We start from the raw sequence: 22,966 nt of genomic DNA on the forward strand, positions 1-22,966 counted from the left end.
CCCCCTAAAATCTGTTAAAATTCTATTTTATACCACAAGACGTTGCAGCTAATCATGGGTAAGAATGTAGTCGTGCTCGGCACTCAATGGGGTGACGAAGGTAAAGGTAAGATTGTCGACCTTTTAACAGAACAGGCAAAATATGTAGTTCGTTACCAAGGCGGCCATAATGCCGGTCATACTTTGGTAATTGATGGTGAAAAAACCGTTCTTCATCTTATTCCGTCAGGTATTTTACGTGATAACGTAAAATGTATTATCGGTAATGGTGTGGTCGTTTCTCCTGATGCGTTGATGACAGAAATCAACATGTTAAAAAAACGTGGTGTCCCTGTAGAAGAACGTTTATTAATTTCTGAAGCATGTCCGCTTATCCTTCCATTCCATTGTGCATTAGATGTTGCCCGTGAGAAAGCTCGCGGTAATAAAGCCATTGGCACCACTGGACGGGGTATTGGTCCTGCATATGAAGACAAAGTCTCTCGTCGCGGTTTGCGCATTGGTGATTTGTTTAATGCAGAACTATTTGCGACTAAGTTACAAGAAGTTATGAAATACCATAACTTTATGCTAACTGAGTACTACCATGTTGAAGCCGTTGATTATCAGCAAACACTAGATGATGCATTGGCAATTGCTGATTATCTCAAAAGCATGTGTACTGATGTCAGTGAAATGTTAGATGTTGCCCGTAAAGCGGGTGAGCCCATTCTATTTGAAGGCGCTCAAGGAACATTATTGGATATCGACCACGGTACTTATCCATTTGTGACCTCATCAAACACAACTGCGGGTGGTGTTGCGACGGGTTCAGGTTTTGGTCCTCGTCATCTAGACTATGTGTTAGGCATCATGAAAGCGTACACGACGCGTGTCGGTGCGGGTCCATTCCCAACGGAATTAACCAATGAAATTGGTGATTATATTGGTGAGAAAGGCCAAGAGTTTGGTGCTACAACGGGTCGCAAACGTCGCCCTGGTTGGTTAGATGCTGTGGCCATGCGCCGTGCCGTTCAAATCAACAGTCTTAGCGGTTTTTGCTTAACTAAATTAGACGTTTTAGACGGTCTAAAAGAAGTTAAGATTTGTGTTGGCTATCAATATGCTGATGGAACAGTTTCAAAGGTGACCCCTTTAGCTGCTGAAGGTTATGATCTAGTTACCCCAATTTATGAAACTATGCCTGGTTGGAGTGAAAACACTTTCGGTGCCACAACCATCGAGCAATTACCTGCCGCGGCAATTAATTATATCAAGCGTCTCGAAGTGTTATTAGAAACGCCCATTGATATTATCTCTACCGGTCCGGATAGAAATGAAACCATGATTTTGGTGAGTCCGTTCAAGTAAACTAAAAAGGCCGCGATAAGCGGCCTTTTTAATGAGTGCGATTAACTGTCGTAGCAGTTTCTACTCAAGAAATACGCTATACTGCCGATGGGTTAGTCATGATAGTGTCATCGAGAATCCTTATGTTGCGTATCTCTTTATTGTTGTTGAGTGTTGTGTCCATCAATGTGTTTGCGGTCACCGAAGCCGTCGATATCTATAGCGATCAACAATTGATTTCGCTCATTCGTTCAAATCAATATTTGCAACGCGTCAAAGCTGACGACTGTCAGTTAGTGCAAGACATTGAAGCCCGTGCAGAAGTGTTGCAGCAACCCATGTACCAGTTTTTATGGGGTGAAATGCTCAATAACGGTGTGTGCGTAAAGGCACATCCCTCTCGCGGTATGGCACTACTGCAAACCGCTGCAGAGCAAGGTAGCCCCGAAGCGATGGTAAAATTGGCAGATTATTATTATCGCGGTAAACTAGTGGTTAAAGATCCTAATCGTGCCGTGCAATATGTGTTGCCTGCCGCAGCGAATGGGGATTTAACCGCAAAAATGATATTGGTTCGTTTATTTGGACAAGGCTACGGAAGTCCTGCCGATTATGAACTAGGCTATCATTGGTTATATAACAGTATATTTGACGACGACGCCCAACAGAAAAAGGCCTCGTCCTTATTGCAGATGCTAGCTGCAAAAATGCCTGCCAGTATTGTGGCCAGAGCACAGCAGCCACAGCTGTACACACGTTAAAGGCTCCACGATATGGAGCGAATTATTTGGAAATTGAATGATCAACGATCCTCATTTTGAGAGAGAACAAGACAAGTACGACAATCCTATTCCTAGCCGTGAGTATATTTTAGAATACTTGCGTGCACAAAAGTCTCCTGTTACCCGCGATAAAATTGCCGAAGCATTAACCATTACTGAAGAAGTGCCATTAGAAGCGCTTCGTCGCCGTTTACGCGCAATGGAACGTGATGGGCAATTAGTCTTTACCCGCGGGCAAAGCTATGGCTTACCTGAACGGATGGATTTATTGTCTGGTACGGTTTTAGGCCATCGCGATGGATTTGGCTTTTTTAAGCCAGATGAAGGCGGTGATGACTTATTTATTAATAATCGCGATATGCTGATGTATTTCCATGGTGATAAAGTGCTCGCACAAAAAGCGGGTACCGATCGTCGTGGTCGCCGTGAAGCACGTATCGTCCGACTAGTACATGAGCGAACCGCAGCGTTAGTTGGACGTTATCACGTCGACGGCGGTATGGGCTTTGTGATTGCAGATGACCGACGTATTACCCAAGAAATATTAATCGCCAGCGAAGATACGCTTGGTGCCCGCGCCGGTGATGTGGTTGTGGTTGAATTAACTCGTCGTCCAGGTCGTTTTGTTAAAGCAGCAGCGAAAGTGACTGAAGTCTTGGGTGAGACAATGGCACCGGGTATGGAAATTGAAATTGCGTTACGTAATTATGATTTACCGAATACTTGGTCAGATGTTATTGAGAAAAAACTCAAACGTATTCCCGACGAAGTCACCGAAGAAGATAAATTAGGCCGTGTCGACTTACGTCATTTACCCCTAGTCACCATTGATGGCGAAGATGCCCGTGATTTTGACGATGCGGTTTATGCTGAAGCTAAACCGAGTGGCGGCTGGCGTTTGTGGGTCGCGATTGCTGATGTGAGTCACTATGTACGTACTGATTCAGCATTAGATACAGAGGCTCGTGCACGAGGTAACTCAGTATATTTTCCGTCGCAAGTTATCCCAATGTTGCCTGAGAAAATATCAAATGGCTTATGTTCATTAATGCCAAAAGTCGATCGTTTGTGCATGGTGGCCGAGATGACCATTTCTGCTGCCGGTAATTTATCGGGAACCAAGTTTTTCCCTGCGGTAATGCACTCTCATGCTCGTTTTACTTACACCCAAGTTGCCGCGATGCTTGAAGGTGGGCCAATCGCCTCTGAGCACCAAGCACTATTCCCACATTTGAAGTGTTTACAGACGTTATATCTCACGTTAGATAAACGCCGTGCGGAGCGTGGGGCCATTGCATTTGAAACCCTAGAAACACAGTTTATTTTCAATGAACAACGTAAAATTGAAAAAATAGTTCCTAGCGTTCGTAACCAAGCACATAAGATCATTGAAGAATGTATGATTTTAGCCAACGTGGCCTCGGCTAAGTTTGTCAAAAAACACAAAGGTGAAGTGTTATACCGTGTTCATGAAGCCCCATCAGAGCAAAAGCTCGCCAATTTCAAAGAGTTTCTTGCTGAACGCGGCTTAAGCATGGATGGCGGGCTGGAACCGACAACCAATGACTATCAAAATCTGATGTTGAAAATAGCCGATCGACCCGATTTCGAGCTTATTCAGGTGATGTTATTACGTTCAATGCGTCAAGCAATCTATAGCCCTGATAATAACGGTCACTTCGGATTGGCATTAGAGGCTTATTCGCATTTTACCTCACCGATCCGCCGTTATCCTGACTTGATTTTACATCGAGTGATCAAATATTTGCTCGCAAAAGAGCTGGGCGAGGTAAACGATAAGTGGACCCAAGATGGTGGCTATTTCTATCAACTCGAAGAGTTAGATTTATTAGGTGTAGAATGTTCCACGACTGAACGTCGAGCTGATGAAGCCACTCGCGATGTCAATGATTGGCTTAAATGTGAATATATGCAAGATCATGTCGGTGATACCTTCGACGCGGTTATTGCCTCAGTCACTAGCTTTGGTTTGTTTGTTAGACTTAACACCTTGTTTATTGATGGGCTGGTGCATATTTCCAGTCTTGGCAGTGATTACTATCAATTTGATCCTATGCGCCAACGATTAGTTGGTGAAAATACCCGCCAGGTATACCAATTGGGTGATGAAGTGACGGTCACCGTCGCTGCGGTAAACCTTGATGATCGTCAAATTGACTTGTTGATGGTGGGTGACAACACTAAAGGCGCGGGTAAACCTGCACGCAAAGGCAGCAAACCTTCAACCGCTCGTGAACGAGTGAATGCAGAAGGGGCTAAATCGGCACGGGGTAAATCGACACGGGGTAAATCGACAGGTAAATCTGATAAACCTAAATCGGATAAGCCTAAATCCGATAAACCTAAGTCGGATAAGCCTAAGTCGGATAAGCCTAAGTCAGATAAACCTAAATCTGATAAGCCTAAGCCCAGCAAGCGTCGTTCAAGTGGAAAAGCTTCATCGCCAGCAGCCAAACCTGCGGTTGCTGACAACTCTTCCGCTGTGGAACAAAAAGCTGATGCCACAAAACCCAATTCTAGTGTTAAGAAAACCCCTGCCAAGCGCAGCAAGAGATAGTAATTAAATGAAAAAACAAGATACCATTTTTGGCATTCATGCCGTTGAAGCATTGTTAAATAATAGCCCTGAACGCGTCATTGAGCTTTGGCTATTACAAGGCCGTGATGACGAACGCTTAACACCGTTGATTAATATAGCGTCTACGTTTGGTACCACACTTCAGCGTGCTGCACGTAAAGTATTAGATGACAAAGCCGGTAGTTCACATCACCAAGGTATTGTTGCGCGAGTAAAAGCGCTTAAGCCTCTAACTGAAAGTGATTTAGATGCATTGCTTGATAAAACAGAAGTGCCTTTTTTATTAATTTTAGACGGTGTTACTGATCCCCATAACCTTGGTGCGTGTCTACGTAATGCCGATGCTGCGGGTGTGCATGGGGTTATCGTGCCGAAAGATAACTCAGTCGGATTAACCTCAACAGTAAGTAAAGTCGCTTGTGGCGCGGCCGAAATCATACCGTTATTTCAAGTGACTAACCTTGCTCGTACCATGCGTCACTTGCAAGATAAAGGTGTTTGGATAGTCGGCGCGGCAGGTGAAGCTGAGAGTAATGTATACCAAGCTGACCTTAAAGGGCCGCTAGCGGTTGCTATGGGTGCTGAAGATAAAGGTTTGCGCCGGTTATCTCGCGAAGGCTGTGATTCATTGGTTTCAATTCCGATGGCTGGAAGCGTGTCGAGTCTCAACGTGTCTGTTGCTTCAGGGGTTTGTTTATTTGAAGCGGTCAGGCAGCGTTTAGGTTAATGACCAACCATTAGCTTGTTTGCTATAAAGCGCGATCAAAAAACGGCGATATTTATCGCCGTTTTTTTATTGTTCAATACATTATTTATCACATATCAAAGTAAAGAAAATTAGCGTCTATCGATTTCGTTGTCGACATCCTCGTCATCCAATTCTTCCGCGATCAAATTATCAGCGCTCACAATGCTAGCATAAGCGGTATTATATTCTGCTGGCTCATCGGTATCATCAAACTCATCATCGGTTGATTCTGGCATGATATCAAATGCACCCTCAGCAGGATTGATCATTTGCTCGTTAACCATTTCAATATCCACGCGTGGATCTAACGAGGCTGCTAGCGGCGAGCCTACCATGTCACCCGCTGCCATTATATAATCTTCGGTAGTCGTGTGCTCAGCTTTTTGACGGACATTAATCCATAGTAGTCTTACGAGTAAAGTAAACGAACAGATGGCCATAAATCCATAGAGCATTTGGTCGCCTAACGCTTGCATTAAGCCAGAAGCAACTAAGGGGCCAATACTTGCGCCTATACCGAACGTGACTAATATTGTGGCTGACAGTCCTACTCGCTCGTGTTGCTCTACGCGCGAGTTAGCTAATGCGGTTGCTAATGGATACAAGGTAAAAGCTAAAATACCAAATAGGCTGGTTAATATTAATGAATATACTGAGTGGAATGGGACGACAGTAATAATTAATACGATAACACCCAATAAAGTGCAGTTAATTCGAATTAATAAGCTACGAGAGATCTTGTCGGATAATTTACCCATGGGCCATTGAGCTAACAATCCTGCAAAAATGGTACAAGACATGTAGATCGCAACGTGTTCAGGATCAATGCCTTTGGCAGTGGCGTAAGATGGCGCCAAACCATAAAAACACCCCACTATCATGCTACCTAATGCTATCGTTGTTAGGGCTTGAGGAGCGAGTTTCCAATAACGACCCATTTGTAACGGTGCTGGCGTTAACGGTTCAGGATGAATTCTGCGGGTGATTGAAATTGGCACAATACATAATGCGAAGCATATGGCTATTAATAGTAGCGGTTCTAACCCTAGATCAGGATATAAGCTAATGGCTCCCTGGCCAGCCATTAATGCTAAATAAGATACAATCATGTAACTCGCAAAAACAGTGCCGCGTTGATTGGTTTCAGCTTGTTCGTTCAACCAGCTTTCTAACACCATGTATTGGCACATCATTCCCATACCGACAGCAAAACGTAGCACTAACCAGACAGTTAAGTTGTCTATTAAGGCATGACCCAGTGCAGAGGCGGTAACGATCCCCGCACAAGCAACAAAAGCACGAATATGGCCAACTTGAGCAATGAGTTTATGACCCACTTTAGAGCCGCAGACAAGCCCAATATAGTAGGCTGACATCATGCCACCAATCCATATCTGTGGAACTTGCATGTTAGTCAGGCTTAAGCCTAAGTAAGTGGTTAGTAAACCTGCCGCCAGCACCATTAAAAAGGTGGTGCTATATAATGATGCAAAACTGCGAAGCGGGCTGTCCATAACTGGGCCTTTATTGGTTCAAAAAGGCTTCATGGCCTTATTTAGTGGTTCAAAAAGGCCATGAGGCCTTATTTATTGAGTGTATTGCTTCGCTTCAATGAAGATCAATAACTATTGAAACGTGTATAACAAGTTGAATGTGGTAATGGTATCGGTATTTCTACTTTCATCAGGAACCACCTCGGTGTACTTGATGTTCATGCCTATTTTAAATGCCCAATCCTGAATAAAAGTATTTTTATAACTCATATCAAGAGTTAATGTATTGTTGTCTTGACCTGTTTCAGCGGTCACATCGGCATTAAAGCTAGTGTACTCTTGTAATTTAACCGTGTACTTAGCCGCAGAACGCAGAATAATATCGCGGTTTGCTTCTGGGTCAGGCACTAAGGTACTTTCTTTGGCTAAGTCATAACGATAACCCGGACCGACTTCAAGGCTTAATTTGGTTTTATAGTTTTTAATTAAGTCAAAACCATAACCTGCTGAAATAGTTGAAATTTGTGTGTATGAGCCAAATTGGTCCCAGGTAAATTCACCACGACCAAACACATAACCTCGTTCCAACTTATAGTTTGACTGTAAAAACAGCTGATATCGCTCTGCGGTCGACTCGGTTCCATCAGCAGCATAATATGCTTTTATCGTCGCTTCCTGTTTGGTACTCGGCGAGTCATAAGTTAAATAAGTGCGGCCGTTGAAGTTTTTAGTTTCATTATTGCCACTATTTAACTGAAGTCCTGCTTCAATCTCAGCATTAAAATTACTGGGTGGCTCTTGGTAATCTGGTGGAACCAATGCCCATGCTGGTGCAGACAATAGAAAGAAGCAGCATGTGGTTACTATTTTTTTGATAGACATCATTAGAGTGTTTTATTCTTAACGGCGTAAACGCGATATTTTGGACTGCCGACATCATACCTTTAATCAAGATTGCTGAAAAGAGTGAGTTAGTGCTTGAGTTTACGGCGCACTTTATGTATCATCGCGCGCTCAAATCAGTCACTTTAATTCGTTCCTTGCCTCTAACTTGGTCTGACTGAGCCAAAACGAGGCTACCTAACCGTAAGGAGCAATAGATGCGTCATTATGAAATCGTATTTATGGTTCACCCAGATCAAAGTGAACAAGTCCCAGGTATGATTGAGCGTTGCACCGGTATTATCACCGCTGCTAATGGTACAGTCCACCGTTTAGAAGATTGGGGTCGCCGTCAATTGGCTTACCCAATTCAAGACCTACATAAAGCTCACTATGTTCTTATGAACGTAGAAGCATCTGCAGAGTCTATTGAAGCACTAGAAACAGCTTTCCGTTTCAACGACGCTGTTCTGCGTAACATGGTAATGCGCACTAAAGTTGCCGTTACTGAAGATTCTCCTATGGCAAAAGCAAAAGACGAACGTGAGACACGTCGTTCACCTGCTGATGACCGTAAGGTAGAAGAAAGCGCTGAAGAAAAGGCTGAATAATTTTTTGTGAATAACCACTTAACGTTGTCAGGAACGATAACTCGTTCAAGGCGATTTGATAGCCCTAGCGGTATTGCCCATGTGGTCATAACGGTAGAGCATAAATCACAGCGACAAGAAGTAGAAATGTTGAGAAACGTCTACTGTTTGATCCAAGTGGTATTAAGTGGCCCGCGCTTTAATAGCGTTGCAAATAAATTACAAGCAGGTGTGCAAGTTGATGTTGAAGGGTTTCTTTCACTACAACAAGGGCGAAATGGCCAAAACCGTTTAGTCTTGCATGCTGAAAATGTCGAATTGAAAACTTAGGAGACTGTCAAAATGGCACGTTATTTCCGTCGTCGCAAGTTCTGCCGCTTCACCGCTGAAGGTGTTGTACAGATTGATTACAAAGATATCGTTACTTTAAAGAACTATATCACTGAAAGCGGTAAGATTGTTCCTAGCCGTATCACTGGTACTAGTGCTAGATATCAACGTCAACTAGCTCGCGCTATCAAGCGTGCTCGTTATCTTTCTCTACTGCCATATACTGATTTACATCAGTAATATTGCAGTATTAATTCCTAATCGAATATAGAGGACTTGATAATGAACGTTATTCTGCTAGATAAAGTTGCAAACTTAGGTAGCTTAGGCAACCAAGTTTCTGTTAAAGCTGGTTATGCTCGTAACTACCTTTTACCTTACGGTAAAGCAGTTGTAGCAAATGCAGCAAACATTGAAGTATTTGAAGCTCGTCGTGCTGAATTAGAAGCTAAATTAGCTACTGAATTAGCAACAGCGACAGCTCGTGCTGATAAATTAACTGTTTTAGAAGGTGTAGTTATTACTTCTAAAGCGGGTGATGAAGGTAAATTGTTCGGCTCAATTGGCAACCGTGATATCGCTGATGCAGTTACTGCAGCTGGCGTAATTCTTGCTAAATCTGAAGTTCGTTTACCTTTAGGTGCTTTACGCACTACTGGTTTCTTCGAAATTGAAGTTCAAGTACACGCTGAAGTTAAAGCCGTAGTTAAAATTTCTGTAGTTGCAGAAGCTTAATTACCTTTAGCTCCATAAAAAACACCGCCCTAGGGCGGTGTTTTTTTATGTCTGTGATTTAATCCCTAGCCTTGCTAACCATAACTGTTTAGGCCGCACGGCCAGCTGTTTGGGATCTTTCAATGCCAGAGAATATTCCAGTGAACATCTATTTGATGGTCACTGGTATATTGTTTACCAGGGTTAGTTTGGTTCTTTTCCAGCTGTTGCTTCAGGGGCTACTACAACCACTGCTTTGGTAGGTGCTCTCGTTGTAACTTCGGGCGCTGCTTCAGGTGCGACTTCAACCGCCGCCTTGGCAGGTGTTTTAGTTACAACTTCGGGCACAGCTTCAGTCGCGACTTCAACCGCCGCCTTGACAGGTGTTTTAGTTGTAACTTCGGGCACGGCTTCAGTCGCGACTTCAACCGCTGCTTTGGCAGGTGTTTTCGTTGCTACTTCAATCACCGCATCTGCTTGTGTCTCGGTTGCCACTTCGGGCACGGCTTCAGTCGCGACTTCAACCGCTGCTTTGGCAGGTGTTTTCGTTGCTACTTCAATCACCGCATCTGCTTGTGTCTCGGTTGCCACTTCGGGTGCTACTACCGTTACTGCTTCAGCCGTCGCTTTGGTAGGAACTTCAGTTGCTACTTCAATTGCAACATCGGGCGCGACTTCAGTTACCACTTTGGCTGGTGTCTCAGTTGCCAGTTTGGGTGCTACTACCGTTACTGCTTCAGCCGTCGCTTTGGTAGGAGCTTCAGTTGCCACTTCAGTTGCTACTTCAGTTGCCACATCGGGCGCAACTTCAGCTACCACTTTGGCTGGTGCCTCCGTTGCCACTTCGGGTGCTGCTATCGTTGTTGTTTCTGTCGTCGCTTTAGTAGGCGTTTCAGATGCATTTTCTGGCAATATTTCAGTTGTCGCTATGGCAGTTGCTTCCTTTGCTACCTTTGCTTCTCCTTCAGCATTGGTCACTAATGCTAACTCTTTAATCAAATTATCAGCATGATCGACCTTGTCCATCATCCACAATATATAGCGAATATCGACATGTACTGCACGGGTTATCGTCGGATTAAAGAACCAATCTTTAGTAATGGCTTCATAAGTTGAGTCAAAGTTAAGACCGACTAATTCGCCTTTACCATTAAATACCGGAGATCCGGAATTACCGCCTGTAGTGTCAGCGCTTGATAAAAAGTTAACGGGTACTGAGTTAAAATCAGCTGGCTTGTCTAAACAAGACATAAACTGACAACTACTTTGCTGTCGATATACCGATGTGACGCGATGCTTGCCCAAGTCATCAGCTTTAATGGCTGCTAATAGCTTGGCTGGGACATAGTAAGGTTCTTCTCCGGTGTTTTTAGCAAGGATGCCTGCTAAGCGAGTAAATGGTTGCTTGTATAACGCATCTTTGGATTGGTAACCATCAACCATGCCATAAGTAATGCGTAAGGTGCGATTAGCATCGGGATATACTGGCCAGTTATTTGACTTGTAATAGTCAATAATCGCCTTCATGTATTCAGGATGAACGAACGACAGTTTACCTTCAAGCAACTTTTCACTTATCTCTAATGTCATGTTGGTTTCATGAATGGCGACAGCTAAACGAATAAACGGGTCTGCGCTAATTTCAAAATCTGCAGCCGATTTAGCCATCCATGCAAGGCGTTTAGTTTGATTAGTTAGCTCAGTTAGTGCATATAAACTTTCAACTTTTGACTCTAGCTGTTCAAAACTGTCTGAGATGCTTAAGGCATTATCAAACACTTCGTTTTTTAACGGTTGGCGGACATAAGCTTGTAAGTCTTGTAACCATAAAATTTTATCGACCACTGGATCAAAGCTGCTATCGATGCGTTTGAGTGCTGCTTTAAACATTTTCATATCACGAAGCTGAAACCCTGATTCACGTTGGTCATTGGGTTTCTTTCTTTCTTTAGCCAAACGGTAAAGTTTACTCGCTACCTGAAGCATTTCGCTTGATTGGGCATTTTTAAAGAAATAATTGGTTTGCATTTGCTGATGTTTTTCGGCAAGTAGCGCTTCAAGATCGCTGATTAGATTTTGGTTAGCATTAGGGTCTTTTTTAAGCCAAGCTAAAAAGTCATTCTCGCGTTGCTGCTTAATGCCGACAATATCGGTAGCGTTAAAGCCATCTAACAAGCCATTAAGTTTTTTCATTCGATTAGCCATTGAGGCCATAGTGCCAGCATATTTAAGCGCAATATCTTTATCGATATCACCCATCAAGGTAATGGTGTCAATTTGTAATTGGTAACGTTTAGCATACGTTGGATATATCCAATCATTGGCAAATTGCAGCTCGCTGGTTAAGTTGTAACGACTGGTCGCGCCTGGATAACCGGCAACAAAGATACCGTCGCCAGCTTTTACACCGTCAGCATTAATTTTAAGGTAGCTTTTAGGGCCATAAGGAATGTTATCTTCTGAATAAGAGGCCGGTTTACCGTTTTTACCGACATAAGCGCGTAAAAATGTAAAATCACCTGAATGACGGGGATATTCGTAGTTATCGATATCACCACCAAATCCGCCAACACTTTCAGGGGGGGCATACACTAAGCGTACATCACGAATGATTAACTGTTTAGTCAGATAATATTCTAAACCATGGTGAAAACTGTTAACCGAACAGCGATAGTTGTCATCTGCTTCGCAGCTTTTGATTAATGCTTTGCTGTTGGTTTGAATGCCTTTAAAGCGTGCCAAAGGTTCAGTACTTAAGTTAGCCATCACTTGGCTGGTCACGTTGGTGACTTTCTCGGTAATGTATAAGCGTTCGTTTGGCCCTGCTGAAGGTTCCTCTGCTTGAGTGTTTGCTAAAAAGCCATCTTCGAGGTAATTATGCTCTTTTTTACTGTTATATTGTATGCCGCGATAAGCACAATGATGGTTTGTGACAACTAGGCCTTGGGGGGATACAAAACTGGCGGTACAATACCCTAGGCTGACGACAGCATTCATTGGGTATTGTCCCAAATCGGCCAGTTGTGATGCGGGAATAGCAATACCGCGTTGTTGGAGTTTGTCGGCTATGGATGGCATTTGATACGGTTGCCATTGGCCTTCGTCGGCACAGGCAAAGCCAGATGTCAGCAAAAGTGCTGCAACAAGTGCGATACGCATGTATTTTCCTTAAATTATTATTTTATTTCCGTTTGACGGGGCCGTTATTTTAATTCGTAATGATGGCAAATTAAGCTTGATCACGGTGTTATACCATATTTTGTAAAGTCGTTGTAAATTGGGAGTGTTAATGTCACAGCAAGGTGCTTTTAAAGCAAGAAACAGGCAGAGAGATGTAGAAGTTAATGCATTAAAATTGCCTCCTCACTCTATTGAAGCCGAACAATCCGTTTTAGGTGGATTGATGCTAGACGCTGAAGCGTGGGATCGTGTTTCTGAAGCGGTTGTGGCCGAAGATTTTTATTCTCGTTCTCATCGAATGATTTTCATGGCTATGCAACGTTTAATGGAGTCTAGCCAACCTCTGGATTTGATTACCGTATCCGAGCAGTTAGAAATTGAAGACCAATTAGACGATGCCGGCGGCTTTGCTTATCTTGGTGAAATTGCCAAAAACACCCCCAGTGCAGGTAACATTTTATCTTACGCTGATATTGTTCGTGAACGTGCTGTTGTTCGTGACATGATCGCTGTTGCTCACGAAATTGCTGATGCGGGTTATAACCCAGAAGGCCGTGATTCAAGTGCATTATTAGATTTGGCTGAAAGCAAAGTGTTTAAAATTGCTGAAATGCGTACTAATGCCAATGAAGGCCCTGAAAACATTAAAAGCATTCTTGAAAAAACCGTCGACAGGATTGAGCAGCTTTACAATAATCCTCATAATGGGGTTACTGGTGTTTCAAGCGGTTTTAATGATTTAGATAAAATGACTGCAGGTTTTCAGGCTGGCGATTTAATTATTGTTGCCGCGCGTCCTTCCATGGGTAAAACGACCTTTGCGATGAACTTGTGTGAACAAGCGGCTATGAATGAAGATAAGCCGGTGCTCATTTTTAGTCTGGAGATGCCATCTGAGCAGATCATGATGCGTATGTTGGCGTCGCTGGGCCGGGTTGATCAAACCAAAATTCGTACCGGTCAACTAGACGATGAAGATTGGGCGCGCGTGTCATCGACCATGGGCATTATGCTTGAACAAGGTAAAATGTTTATCGATGACGGCTCAGGACTCACCCCAACAGATGTTCGCAGTCGTGCCAGGCGTATTGCTCGAGAGCATGGTGGTTTGTCTATGATAATGATCGATTACCTACAATTAATGCAGGTACCGTCGTTAAAAGATAATCGTACTTTGGAAATTTCGGAAATTTCTCGCTCGTTAAAAGCGTTAGCTAAGGAACTGGAAATTCCGGTCATCGCGTTGTCGCAGCTCAACCGCTCACTAGAGCAGCGTGCTGACAAACGTCCGATTAACTCTGACTTGCGTGAATCGGGTGCGATTGAGCAGGATGCCGATTTGATTATGTTCATTTATCGCGACGAAGTGTATAACGATAACTCTGAAGATAAAGGCACTGCTGAGATCATTATTGGTAAACAGCGTAACGGACCCATTGGGCGTATTCGTCTAGTATTCCAAGGTCATTTTTCTCGTTTTGATAATTATTCTGGTCCACAGTTCGACCAAGATTAATCATTGATTATGTTATATTTAGTTATAGTTTTCCGTTGTTTATGATAGCAACATATCGCTGTTAGTGTGGTTGCATGTGAAGCATCAAATCATCTAACAGGCAGTAAAACGTGGCGTGTTATTTATTGTTTAATTAGGGCTATCTATTGAAACCTTTTCCCCGTGCAGAAATTAGTCGTTGTGCTTTACAAAGTAACCTAGCGCAACTGCGTCTTATTGCGCCAAATAGCAAAGTGATGGCTGTGGTTAAAGCCAATGGCTATGGTCATGGCTTATTAAATGTGGCTGAAAGTGTCGGCAAGTATAATGGCGGCGCAGATGGGTTTGGTTTAGCAAGGCTTGAAGAAGCGCTGCAGCTCAGAGACGGCGGCGTAAAAGGTAAGCTTCTATTATTAGAAGGTTTTTTTCGTCAGTCAGACTTACCAATATTGGTGACTCATAATATCGACACTGTGGTGCATCATGAATCGCAATTGCAAATGCTGGAAACTGTCAGTTTAGAGCAACCTGTTACTGTATGGATAAAAATCGATACGGGTATGCATCGCCTTGGCTTTAGCTTGGCGCAGTTTGATGATGTTTATCAACGTTTACAAGCGTGCCCTCAAGTGGCGAAACCGATTCATTTTATGACTCATTTTGCTTGTGCTGATGAGCCTGATAATCAATTAACCCAGTCGCAAATAGATGCTTTTGAACGCAAGATAAAGTCGCTTGAAGGCGATTGCACTTTAGCGAACTCAGCTGGTACTTTATTTTGGCCGTCGAGCCAAGCCGATTGGATAAGACCCGGTATTGCGCTTTATGGTGTATCTCCGCTGGCTGGTGATAAAGGGAGTAACCATAAACTTGTGCCTGCCATGGAGCTGGTGTCTAATCTCATCGCCGTGCGCGAGCACAAAGCGGGTGACAGTGTTGGTTACGGTGCATTTTGGACAGCAAAAAAAGATACCCGTCTAGGTGTGGTAGCAATAGGTTATGGTGATGGTTATCCACGCAATGCGCCAGAAGGCACGCCAGTATGGATTAACGGACGCCGAGTGCCAATAGTGGGCCGAGTGTCGATGGATATGTTAACCGTTGACTTAGGTGCTGATGCGCAAGATAACGTGGGTGATAATGTACAACTGTGGGGTAAGGCGTTGGCGGTAGAAGAGGTTGCCGAATATATTGGCACTATTGCTTACGAGTTAGTCACTAAATTAACCCCACGAGTCTTGGTTGAGCTGCTTGATTAGTCATACCATGGTCTGGTGTTATGCCCAATACGCAGTCGCGGCTTGGGCATTTTAGTTTATGGCTGTTTGACAGCATTATTGAGAGTATTTTCGAGAGTATTCTTGATGGTATCAGAGTCGGTAATCTGGCCGGGTCATTTCAATCTATCTGCAACATTGATTACACCGATTGCACATCCTCAAAACAAATTTCGATAAAGGCATTACCGTATTCGTGGGTAAACGGCATTAATATTTTTTTACCACGTGCTTTGTGGGAAATCGTATGGTTTTTACCAGAGACTACGGCGGGTGTTGCCATATCAAACTCATAGCCTTTTTCGCTGAGTAAGTTTTTAGCGCCACCGGTGACCATGTTAGTGAGCTCACCGACTAAATCAGTCACTTCATCATTAATGACCCCAGGGTTTTCAGCTAACATTTTATTCATAATTTCAAGGATTAATGTTTTTTCGAAAGTAATTGAAAGCGAACCGCGAGTTTTAGGGCCCACCATACCAATCAAGCCAGATACATCACCTTTAGCAATATCATGATTTTTTAATTGAGGTTTACCAGGTTTTAAATCCATTGTTGCCATGGTAGAGATAACATTGATTAAAGACACAAGAAATGGGTTGATGAATTCAACATTCATAGGCTAAGAGATCCTTCTACATATAAAGAGTGGTGATAAGGAGATAGTTAAGGGAATAAAGAGGGCTCACGGTACACGTCCCAATCATCATAAACCATCAAAGGTGCTGATGATGATAAATCCTTAATATATCAGTAAAGTGGAATACTGCTTCCAGCTTAAAACACAAAAATGAAATGGAAAGAGACATGTGCCGCAGAAATTACTTTTGTATATCTATTCAGCTATTTAGCATCATAAATTCATTGCCCTGATAAAGCCGAGTGGTGTTGAATATTTAAACAAAAGGCTAGGGTAGATAACATAATGATCAAGATTAACGGTCGGTATTAACTAACAGCATTAACCATCAGTATTAATTAATAACATAGACGATAAGTATCAGTCAATAACGTTAACTATCAGTATTAACTAATAACATTATTTAATACTGGGGAGCACAGGATCATGGATCGGCTGTTTAAGTTGAGCGCATAAAAATGGGTGGCATCGTTTTAATTGTAAGTTAGGCAGCTAAAACGATGCAAGAGCATCTGGTTGTTTTTGCTATAATTTACCGAATGTTGACCAAATTAAAATGGGGCGTTAATGGTAAAGTAAAATATTTTTCCCGAAAAAGAGTATATTGAAGGTTTTAATCCTACAGTGCTCATGCTGATAATTGGCTATTACGTTACTCTTTCGAAACTTATTTTAGCTAATTTAATGCTGATATTATTACGTATTTTCTTGTATTAGGATTATAGTGGAGCACATGTTATGTGTACCCCACTAGAATACTTTTAGTACTCTGAACCTACTTTCAAAGTTCTATTCTAACTAAGGTTAAAAGCTGTAGGCTAAACCAATCATATAATGATCATTGTTAAATTCGTGATAGCTGACTTCCAGCATCAAATCCAGTTTTGACAGTAAAGGATAGTTATAACGCAGTGCAATATCATAAGCGCTATCAGCCACTTCTCCATCGTCATCAAACTCATAAGCTTCGGCATCGGTAAACAGCGCTGCATGTGCGACTAGGCTGCTATCGTTAAATAGCGACAATGAGTAATTTATTTCGGTATACCAAGTTTCTAGATCTTGGTCGTAATTAACCGCCAGATTCATTGCTTGGTAATCTACTGACAATGCGTACTCGATGGTATCGCCACCTGCGGCGTAAGTGTATTTCATGGCATTAAAACCGAAACCTAAGTCGTCATTGACCATTTGATAATAACCAGCATAGTAGTCGATTTCATAATCTTTAATGACATCATCCGCGTCTTCATAGCGATAGGTTTCAAATGCGGTGCCTAAATAAAAACCGCTGTCATGTTCCACCATAAGGTCGGCTTGAAGTGATGGCTTATCATCACTAATGGTTTGTCCTCGCCAAAGGTAATTGCTCAATCCCATCATCACTCCTGACGTTGTAAATTGGCTCTCTTCGGCAGCAACCGTCTGACTGGCACTTATAGCCATTGCCATAATGCACGATGACAGTATTAATTTTTTCATTATTAACCCTTATATTAAATAGTTTTCTATTTGCTAGTTAGTATATTTATTATGTTTAATTATTTCGCTATTCACTTTACAAGCTTTTAGTTTAATTTAATAAATTGATTTTTAAAAATATCGAAATGCTTGCAACTTTATATTCGTTTGTGATTTTGGTTTTTATTTTAACTTTTTAATAAATGCTTTTTTTGTTTTGTGGGATATGGTTTAAATATAAGTTGTTATTTTTTGTTTTAAGATGATTTTTTATTATTTATCTTAAGTCATTGATTATTTTTAATTTAATCTTAAGTGTGGTTTTATTGTTTTTCGGGAAATGGTTTTTTCGAAATTTATTAAACATGGGTAGAGTCTAATAAAATAAATTGAAATTATATTTTACGGCTTTGTGTGACTTAGTGCTATTTTCGTTTTTATTAATATTAGGTATTATTTTGTCAATGGTTAGTTTTTAATTTTACAGTTTTAAACTGGCCTTGATTAATTATGCTTTCCTTTAGTTGTCGGTTTTGTGTGAATAAATAATCGTCAGTAAAGGTATAAATATTATAATAAGGGATATTTATGAACGAAGTTCATTGGGGGTTGTTAGTCGCAGCCTATCTATTTTTAGCCGGAGCAGGAGCCGGAGCACTTTTTATTAGTGGTTGTCTCGTGCTATCTAATAAAATTCAAGTGCCGCATCACTTAGATACGGCAAAAATAAGTGCCATTGTGGGTACGCTGTTATTAATTATTGGTACGGGAATGATCGTATTCGATCTCACCTCATTCCAATACGGGATTGCTCATGCTGATATGAGTAAATTCTTCCGTTTCTATCGCCTATTTATGACTTTCGAGCCAAGCTCCATGATGAGCATAGGTACTTGGTTGCTGACGTTGGCGATTATCTTTGCCTCGCTCTTTTGCCTCTCATTTAGATCGAACGCTAATCAGCCTAGCTATAGCCGATTATTGGCAACGATTAATGTGATCTTGGCTATCTGCGTTGCTTCATATACTGCATTACTTATTGGTGATATCAGCCATAACTTGGTTTGGTCAAACAGTATTCTGGTGGTGATATTTTCACTGTCGGCCCTCTCTTGTGGCGCTGCTGTAGTGCTGATGGTCAAAACTCGTCTCAAGATAACCGATATCAACCACTCCTTCGCTAAATCAGATGCTGCACTGTTGGCGCTGGAGTTACTTACCGTGTGTGTGTTCGCCTACTCGATTCGTAACATCAGTATATTCAATGGAATAGACAACCTGTTGTCGATTTCAAGTGATGCCGGTGCTATTTGGTGGATAGGTGCCGTTTTAATCGGATTAATTATTCCATTATTGCTGAATGTAACGTCAATCATTGGCAAGACCGCGGCGTCTCATAGCAAAGAGTATCTGTTAGCTGTGTTGATATTAATAGGCGCATTTTGCTTGCGCTACTCGGTTTTACTCGCTGGTCAGTATTATTAGGAGTCTACGATGCTAGATAGAAGAAGAGCCCTCAAACTATTGGCTGGCGGTGCAATTGCGACAACTGGGGTGATGTTTATGCCTGCGGGCAACGCGATTGCAGCGATTCGTCAACAAGGTAAAAAGCGTCTGGCCATGGCGATCGATCTTAGCCGATGCAACGGTTGTAAAGCCTGTGTTGTCTCATGTGGCATAGAAAATGGTACCAAACCCGATGAACATCGCACTCAGGTGATCCAAACCAGTGCGGAAATTGGTAACAAACAGTACGCATTTAATCTGCCAATCATGTGTAACAACTGTGAGGATCCCTCATGCGTGTCTGTTTGTCCAACGGGCGCGACATTCAAGCGTGAAGAAGACGGCATAGTCGTCGTGGATTCTACGCTTTGTATAGGGTGTAACTACTGCATCCAGGCGTGCCCATACAGTGGGGTTCGTTTCACTAATTCGACAACGGGTACCGTCGATAAGTGTAACTTCTGCATTCAACGTACCTCTAGAGGCTTGTTGCCGGCTTGCGTAGAGACTTGTACCGGTGGTGCACGTGTTTTTGGGGATATTAACGATGTTAATAGTGAAATATCCAAACTGCTCAGTCAGAGTAACCCTATGGTGCTGCAGGCGAGCAAACAGACTTCACCGAATGTTTTTTATATTGGCTTGACGCAAGAAGAGAGCAACACCGCGTTTAGTATACATTCTCCTCAATTGTGGCAGAGGTAGCACCATGGATCGTAGAAAATTTTTAAAGGCGGGATCGGTTGCCGCAGTGATGACAGCAGGTGCAGCAAGTACCAATGTTATGAGTTCGGCTCGCAGTAAAACAAGTGATGCAGATATTAATAAATATGCACCCACTTCATTAACGCCTGAGTATAGCTTCGATGCTGACAACAAATTGATCGCAAATCCGGAACAGCGTTTCGCGTTTTCCAAGTGTTACGGTTGTTTCAATGTTTGTGGTGCGCGATTGAGTATCGATAATAAGACCGACAAGGTTTTACGGGCTGTGGGTAACCCTTACACCTTGACCAATAATGCTGGTCAACCAATGACAATGGAAACATCGCCTAAAGATGCCATGTTCCAGCTATCTGCGGCCAGTGGTCTGAGCCAAAGCAATCGGGCCACCCTTTGTGGTCGTGGTAATGCGGTTCCTGATGCGTTTGATGATAAACACCGCATTACCGCTTGCATGAAACGGGTCGGTAAGCGTGGGGAAAACAAGTGGCAAACCATCTCATATGAACAAATGCTGCAAGAGGTCGTTGATGGCGGGGATCTCTTCGATGAAGGGCACGTTGAGGGGTTGAAGGCCATTCACGCTAATCCGGCATTAGCCAATCCGGCTTATCCTGATTTTGGGCCGGTAAAAAACCAGTTGCTGGTTTCAACGTCATCAGAGCAAGGTGCGCGCGCCGACTTTATGCATCGTTTTGTTGCTGATGCCTGGGGTACACCCAATATCGGTACCAAGGACTCCTACTGCGGTCACCAACAGGTTGCGGGTTGTGCTTTGGGTTGCTTCGACGCCGTCGATGAGATGGCGCTGCCTCAAGCCGATTATGAAGAGTCAAAGTTTGCGATTTTCATCGGCACTAACCCTGGGACCAGCGGTAATGGTTTAAATGTAGGCTCTCGTCGTTTATCTAAGGCGCGTAGCGATCGTACTGACTTTAAATATGTCGTCATCGATCCCATTCTGCGCTCATTAACCTCGGAAACCGATACCACAAATGGCGAGTGGCTACCGATAAAATCCGGTGGTGATACTGCATTAATGTTCGCTATGCTGCAGTACATCATTAATCATGATCGCTACCGCAGGCCTTATCTGGAGGCGCCCAGCCAGGCAAGTGCCGATGCTGTTGCTGAGATGAATTACACCAACGCGACCTACCTAGTGGTAAAAGATAAAAAACACCCTCTTTATAACCAGTTTTTGACTGCACAGGCCTGTGGGTTAGGCGATGCGGAAGTGAAGATGGTGATCGATAAGCAAACTGGCAAACTGGTCACGGGTGATAGCGAGCTGGCGGCAACACTATTCTATAATGACAGCGTAACCCTAGGCGATGGTTCACAAGTGCTGGTCGAAACGGCGTTTTCACTGCTCAAAAAGCGCGTCAACAGTCACTCCATGCAAGCGCTTTCTACGCGCTGTGAAATACCCGTAGCCAAGATAGAAGAGTTAGCCAAGGAGTTTACCTCCCATGGTCGCAGTGTCTCTATTGAAACCAATACTGGCTGTAACGCTACCGATGGCGGTCAATTTGCCTTTGCGATGATCATGCTGGCGACTATGGTCGGCGCGCATAATGCCAAGGGCGGCATGATGCATATGGGCGGCGTGGGCTATGCCACCATGTATGATATCTATGACGGTCCCTTATACAACTTAATGGACTTTGAACACACAGAGGTGGTCGGATTTAATGCCGAGCGTTCTGGTGATTATGAACAAAGCCATGAGTATCAGCAGAAAGTGGCGCAAGGCCTGAATCCATACCCAGCAAATGAGGCATGGAACAACACCTTTGTGCAAGATAACAGTGGCGAATTGCTGGTGGCCCATGCTAATAAAAATCCTTTCAATTTTAAGGCGTGGATCACCTGGTCAACCAACCCCATTTACGGTTGCTCAGGTCTGCAAGATCAGGTTGAAGACTCCATCAAAGATCCTAAGCAACTGGGCTTGATCATTGCGCTCGACCCTTATATCAACGAAACCAATGTTTTCGCAGATTATATTGTCCCAGATACGCTTCAATATGAGGCATGGGCAAGTTCACGTATGTGGGGCAGCGAATATATTGGTGATGTGGCTAGCGTTCCGGTTGTCGAAGCGCGCACCGCTAAAACCGCCAAGGGTGAGCACGTCAATATGGAGCAGTTCATCATTGACGTCAGTAAAGCAATCGGCTTGAAGGGATTTGGCGATAACGCATTTACTGATGTTGTAGGTAAATCATACCCGCTCAATACGCCGGCTGATTTCTATGTACCGTTATTTGCAAACATCGCTCATACAGGCACGGTATTACCCACGCCGACGGAGGAGGACATTAAGTTCACCAGTGTCGATCGTGCTTTACCTATGTTCGAAGCACGCCTGAAGCCGCAAGAGATTGGACCAACAGCGTTCATGCTAACCCGTGGTGGACGTTATGAGCGTGTTAATGAGCGTTATGAAGGCGAGTTTTTCAACGCGGCGATGCGGATGGATACTCAGTTTCAGATCTATAACGAATCATTAGCCAGAGTAAAAGACTCCTATACCGGTGAGTGCAATGATGGTCAGCCTGTTTATGATGTTGATCGATTCTGGGATGGTTCAGCGGTTCGAGATCATTGGAATGAGAAGGACTATCCGTTTAACTTCTCCACCTTTAAGTTGCACCTGCGTAGTCCCTATTCAGTCTCCTTGCCTCGCATCACAGCGTTAGGAGATACAAACTATATTCAGTTACATCAAGATGATGCCGCTAAATATAACCTGAAATCAGGCGATAAGGCTCAGGTTCTTTCACCTAAGGGTAAATATTTAGAAGGGATAGTTCAGGCGGATAAGACGGTTGCTCGGAGCACTATCGTCGTGGGTATGGGTTATGGCCATACCGCATTCGGTGCCAGTGCTGTTGAGGTGGATGGTATGGTACGTCCGGGGATCAAAGCGCGTGGAACGGGTATATGCCCTAATGCGTTCAATGTTGTCGACCCAACCCGAAAAGGTGCCAGCCTTTACCGTGACAGAACCTTTGGTTCAACGGCAAGACACGGTGTTCCCGTAGGGCTCAAGAAAGTATAAAAGTGATTGATTAAACGATAGGGTCTCCTCGTTATTGAAAATGGTAATGAGGTTGGCCTGAATTGTGTTTATTTATCCTGAACTCGGGATAATGAGTGAATATTCATCTTTGTCTACATTTAGGCGTGGGTCGTTGTGCGCTTAGCTGAC

Annotated in this window: 17 protein-coding genes and 1 pseudogene; 13 read left to right on the plus strand and 5 right to left on the minus strand. The window is 43.2% G+C overall.

The window, feature by feature from the left end:
• The first annotated feature begins 54 nt into the window (after positions 1-54).
• The 4 genes from CXF80_RS16745 to rlmB all read left to right on the plus strand — a co-directional run bounded on the left by CXF80_RS16745 (position 55) and on the right by rlmB (position 5,437).
• On the plus strand, positions 55-1,350 hold the full coding sequence (locus CXF80_RS16745) for an adenylosuccinate synthase (RefSeq protein ID WP_101034065.1): 1,296 nt from the start codon (positions 55-57) through the stop codon (positions 1,348-1,350).
• A gap of 122 nt (positions 1,351-1,472) precedes the next feature.
• Positions 1,473-2,090: a tetratricopeptide repeat protein gene (locus tag CXF80_RS16750; RefSeq protein WP_164839439.1), complete on the plus strand. Its 618-nt coding sequence runs from the start codon at positions 1,473-1,475 to the stop codon at positions 2,088-2,090.
• A 37-nt stretch (positions 2,091-2,127) separates the two neighbouring features.
• On the plus strand, positions 2,128-4,689 hold the full coding sequence (gene rnr / locus CXF80_RS16755; protein ID WP_101034067.1) for a ribonuclease R: 2,562 nt from the start codon (positions 2,128-2,130) through the stop codon (positions 4,687-4,689).
• Between the two features lie 7 nt (positions 4,690-4,696).
• The gene (gene rlmB, locus CXF80_RS16760; protein WP_101034068.1) at positions 4,697-5,437 is read left to right on the plus strand and encodes a 23S rRNA (guanosine(2251)-2'-O)-methyltransferase RlmB; all 741 of its coding nucleotides are present in this window, start codon (positions 4,697-4,699) and stop codon (positions 5,435-5,437) included.
• Positions 5,438-5,547: 110 nt separating this feature from the next.
• Here the strand turns inward: rlmB and CXF80_RS16765 are convergent, their stop codons facing one another.
• Together CXF80_RS16765 and CXF80_RS16770 are read right to left on the minus strand one after the other, a co-directional pair.
• Positions 5,548-6,972 carry an MFS transporter gene (locus CXF80_RS16765; protein WP_101034069.1) on the minus strand — a complete coding sequence of 475 codons (1,425 nt, stop codon included), beginning with the start codon at positions 6,970-6,972 and terminating at the stop codon, positions 5,548-5,550.
• A 111-nt stretch (positions 6,973-7,083) separates the two neighbouring features.
• The gene (locus CXF80_RS16770) at positions 7,084-7,836 is read right to left on the minus strand and encodes a DUF481 domain-containing protein (protein ID WP_101034070.1); all 753 of its coding nucleotides are present in this window, start codon (positions 7,834-7,836) and stop codon (positions 7,084-7,086) included.
• A gap of 215 nt (positions 7,837-8,051) precedes the next feature.
• Between CXF80_RS16770 and rpsF the strand changes: the two genes are divergently transcribed.
• From rpsF to rplI, 4 genes are read left to right on the plus strand one after another with little or no spacing between them, the layout of a single operon-like run.
• Complete coding sequence (rpsF, locus tag CXF80_RS16775) at positions 8,052-8,444, plus strand: 30S ribosomal protein S6 (RefSeq protein WP_101034071.1); 393 nt, start codon at positions 8,052-8,054, stop codon at positions 8,442-8,444.
• Between the two features lie 6 nt (positions 8,445-8,450).
• Positions 8,451-8,753, plus strand: coding sequence for a primosomal replication protein N (gene priB / locus CXF80_RS16780; RefSeq protein WP_101034072.1), 303 nt, complete (start codon positions 8,451-8,453; stop codon positions 8,751-8,753).
• Positions 8,754-8,765: 12 nt separating this feature from the next.
• Entirely contained in the window at positions 8,766-8,993 is a 228-nt protein-coding gene (gene rpsR / locus CXF80_RS16785) for a 30S ribosomal protein S18 (RefSeq protein WP_101034073.1), read from the plus strand.
• Between the two features lie 42 nt (positions 8,994-9,035).
• Positions 9,036-9,488, plus strand: coding sequence for a 50S ribosomal protein L9 (gene rplI / locus CXF80_RS16790; RefSeq protein ID WP_101034074.1), 453 nt, complete (start codon positions 9,036-9,038; stop codon positions 9,486-9,488).
• A gap of 948 nt (positions 9,489-10,436) precedes the next feature.
• Here rplI and CXF80_RS16795 read toward each other — a convergent pair.
• Positions 10,437-12,626, minus strand: a pseudogene (locus CXF80_RS16795) (S46 family peptidase); the annotation flags it as partial.
• Between the two features lie 130 nt (positions 12,627-12,756).
• On the opposite strand from CXF80_RS16795, the gene dnaB reads away from it, so the two are divergent.
• Together dnaB and alr are read left to right on the plus strand one after the other, a co-directional pair.
• Positions 12,757-14,163 carry a replicative DNA helicase gene (dnaB, locus tag CXF80_RS16800; RefSeq protein WP_101034076.1) on the plus strand — a complete coding sequence of 469 codons (1,407 nt, stop codon included), beginning with the start codon at positions 12,757-12,759 and terminating at the stop codon, positions 14,161-14,163.
• A gap of 146 nt (positions 14,164-14,309) precedes the next feature.
• A complete protein-coding gene (alr, locus tag CXF80_RS16805; RefSeq protein WP_101034077.1) occupies positions 14,310-15,401 on the plus strand; it encodes an alanine racemase in 1,092 nt (363 codons plus the stop codon).
• Positions 15,402-15,561: 160 nt separating this feature from the next.
• Here the strand turns inward: alr and CXF80_RS16810 are convergent, their stop codons facing one another.
• Both CXF80_RS16810 and CXF80_RS16815 read right to left on the minus strand, forming a co-directional pair.
• Positions 15,562-16,038 carry a chemotaxis protein CheX gene (locus CXF80_RS16810; RefSeq protein WP_101034078.1) on the minus strand — a complete coding sequence of 159 codons (477 nt, stop codon included), beginning with the start codon at positions 16,036-16,038 and terminating at the stop codon, positions 15,562-15,564.
• 825 nt (positions 16,039-16,863) lie between these two features.
• Positions 16,864-17,541, minus strand: coding sequence for a TorF family putative porin (locus CXF80_RS16815; protein WP_101034079.1), 678 nt, complete (start codon positions 17,539-17,541; stop codon positions 16,864-16,866).
• A gap of 567 nt (positions 17,542-18,108) precedes the next feature.
• Here CXF80_RS16815 and nrfD point away from each other — a divergent pair.
• Genes nrfD through CXF80_RS16830 form a run of 3 tightly spaced genes read left to right on the plus strand, consistent with a single transcriptional unit; the run spans position 18,109 to position 22,816 of the window.
• Positions 18,109-19,005 (plus strand): NrfD/PsrC family molybdoenzyme membrane anchor subunit, encoded by an 897-nt coding sequence (gene nrfD / locus CXF80_RS16820; RefSeq protein WP_101034080.1) that lies wholly within the window; start codon positions 18,109-18,111, stop codon positions 19,003-19,005.
• Between the two features lie 9 nt (positions 19,006-19,014).
• The gene (locus CXF80_RS16825; protein ID WP_101034081.1) at positions 19,015-19,731 is read left to right on the plus strand and encodes a 4Fe-4S dicluster domain-containing protein; all 717 of its coding nucleotides are present in this window, start codon (positions 19,015-19,017) and stop codon (positions 19,729-19,731) included.
• 4 nt (positions 19,732-19,735) lie between these two features.
• Complete coding sequence (locus CXF80_RS16830) at positions 19,736-22,816, plus strand: molybdopterin-dependent oxidoreductase (RefSeq protein WP_101034082.1); 3,081 nt, start codon at positions 19,736-19,738, stop codon at positions 22,814-22,816.
• The last annotated feature ends 150 nt before the right edge of the window (positions 22,817-22,966 follow it).

This window comes from Shewanella sp. Actino-trap-3, assembly GCF_002836275.1.
Lineage (GTDB): Bacteria > Pseudomonadota > Gammaproteobacteria > Enterobacterales > Shewanellaceae > Shewanella > Shewanella psychromarinicola.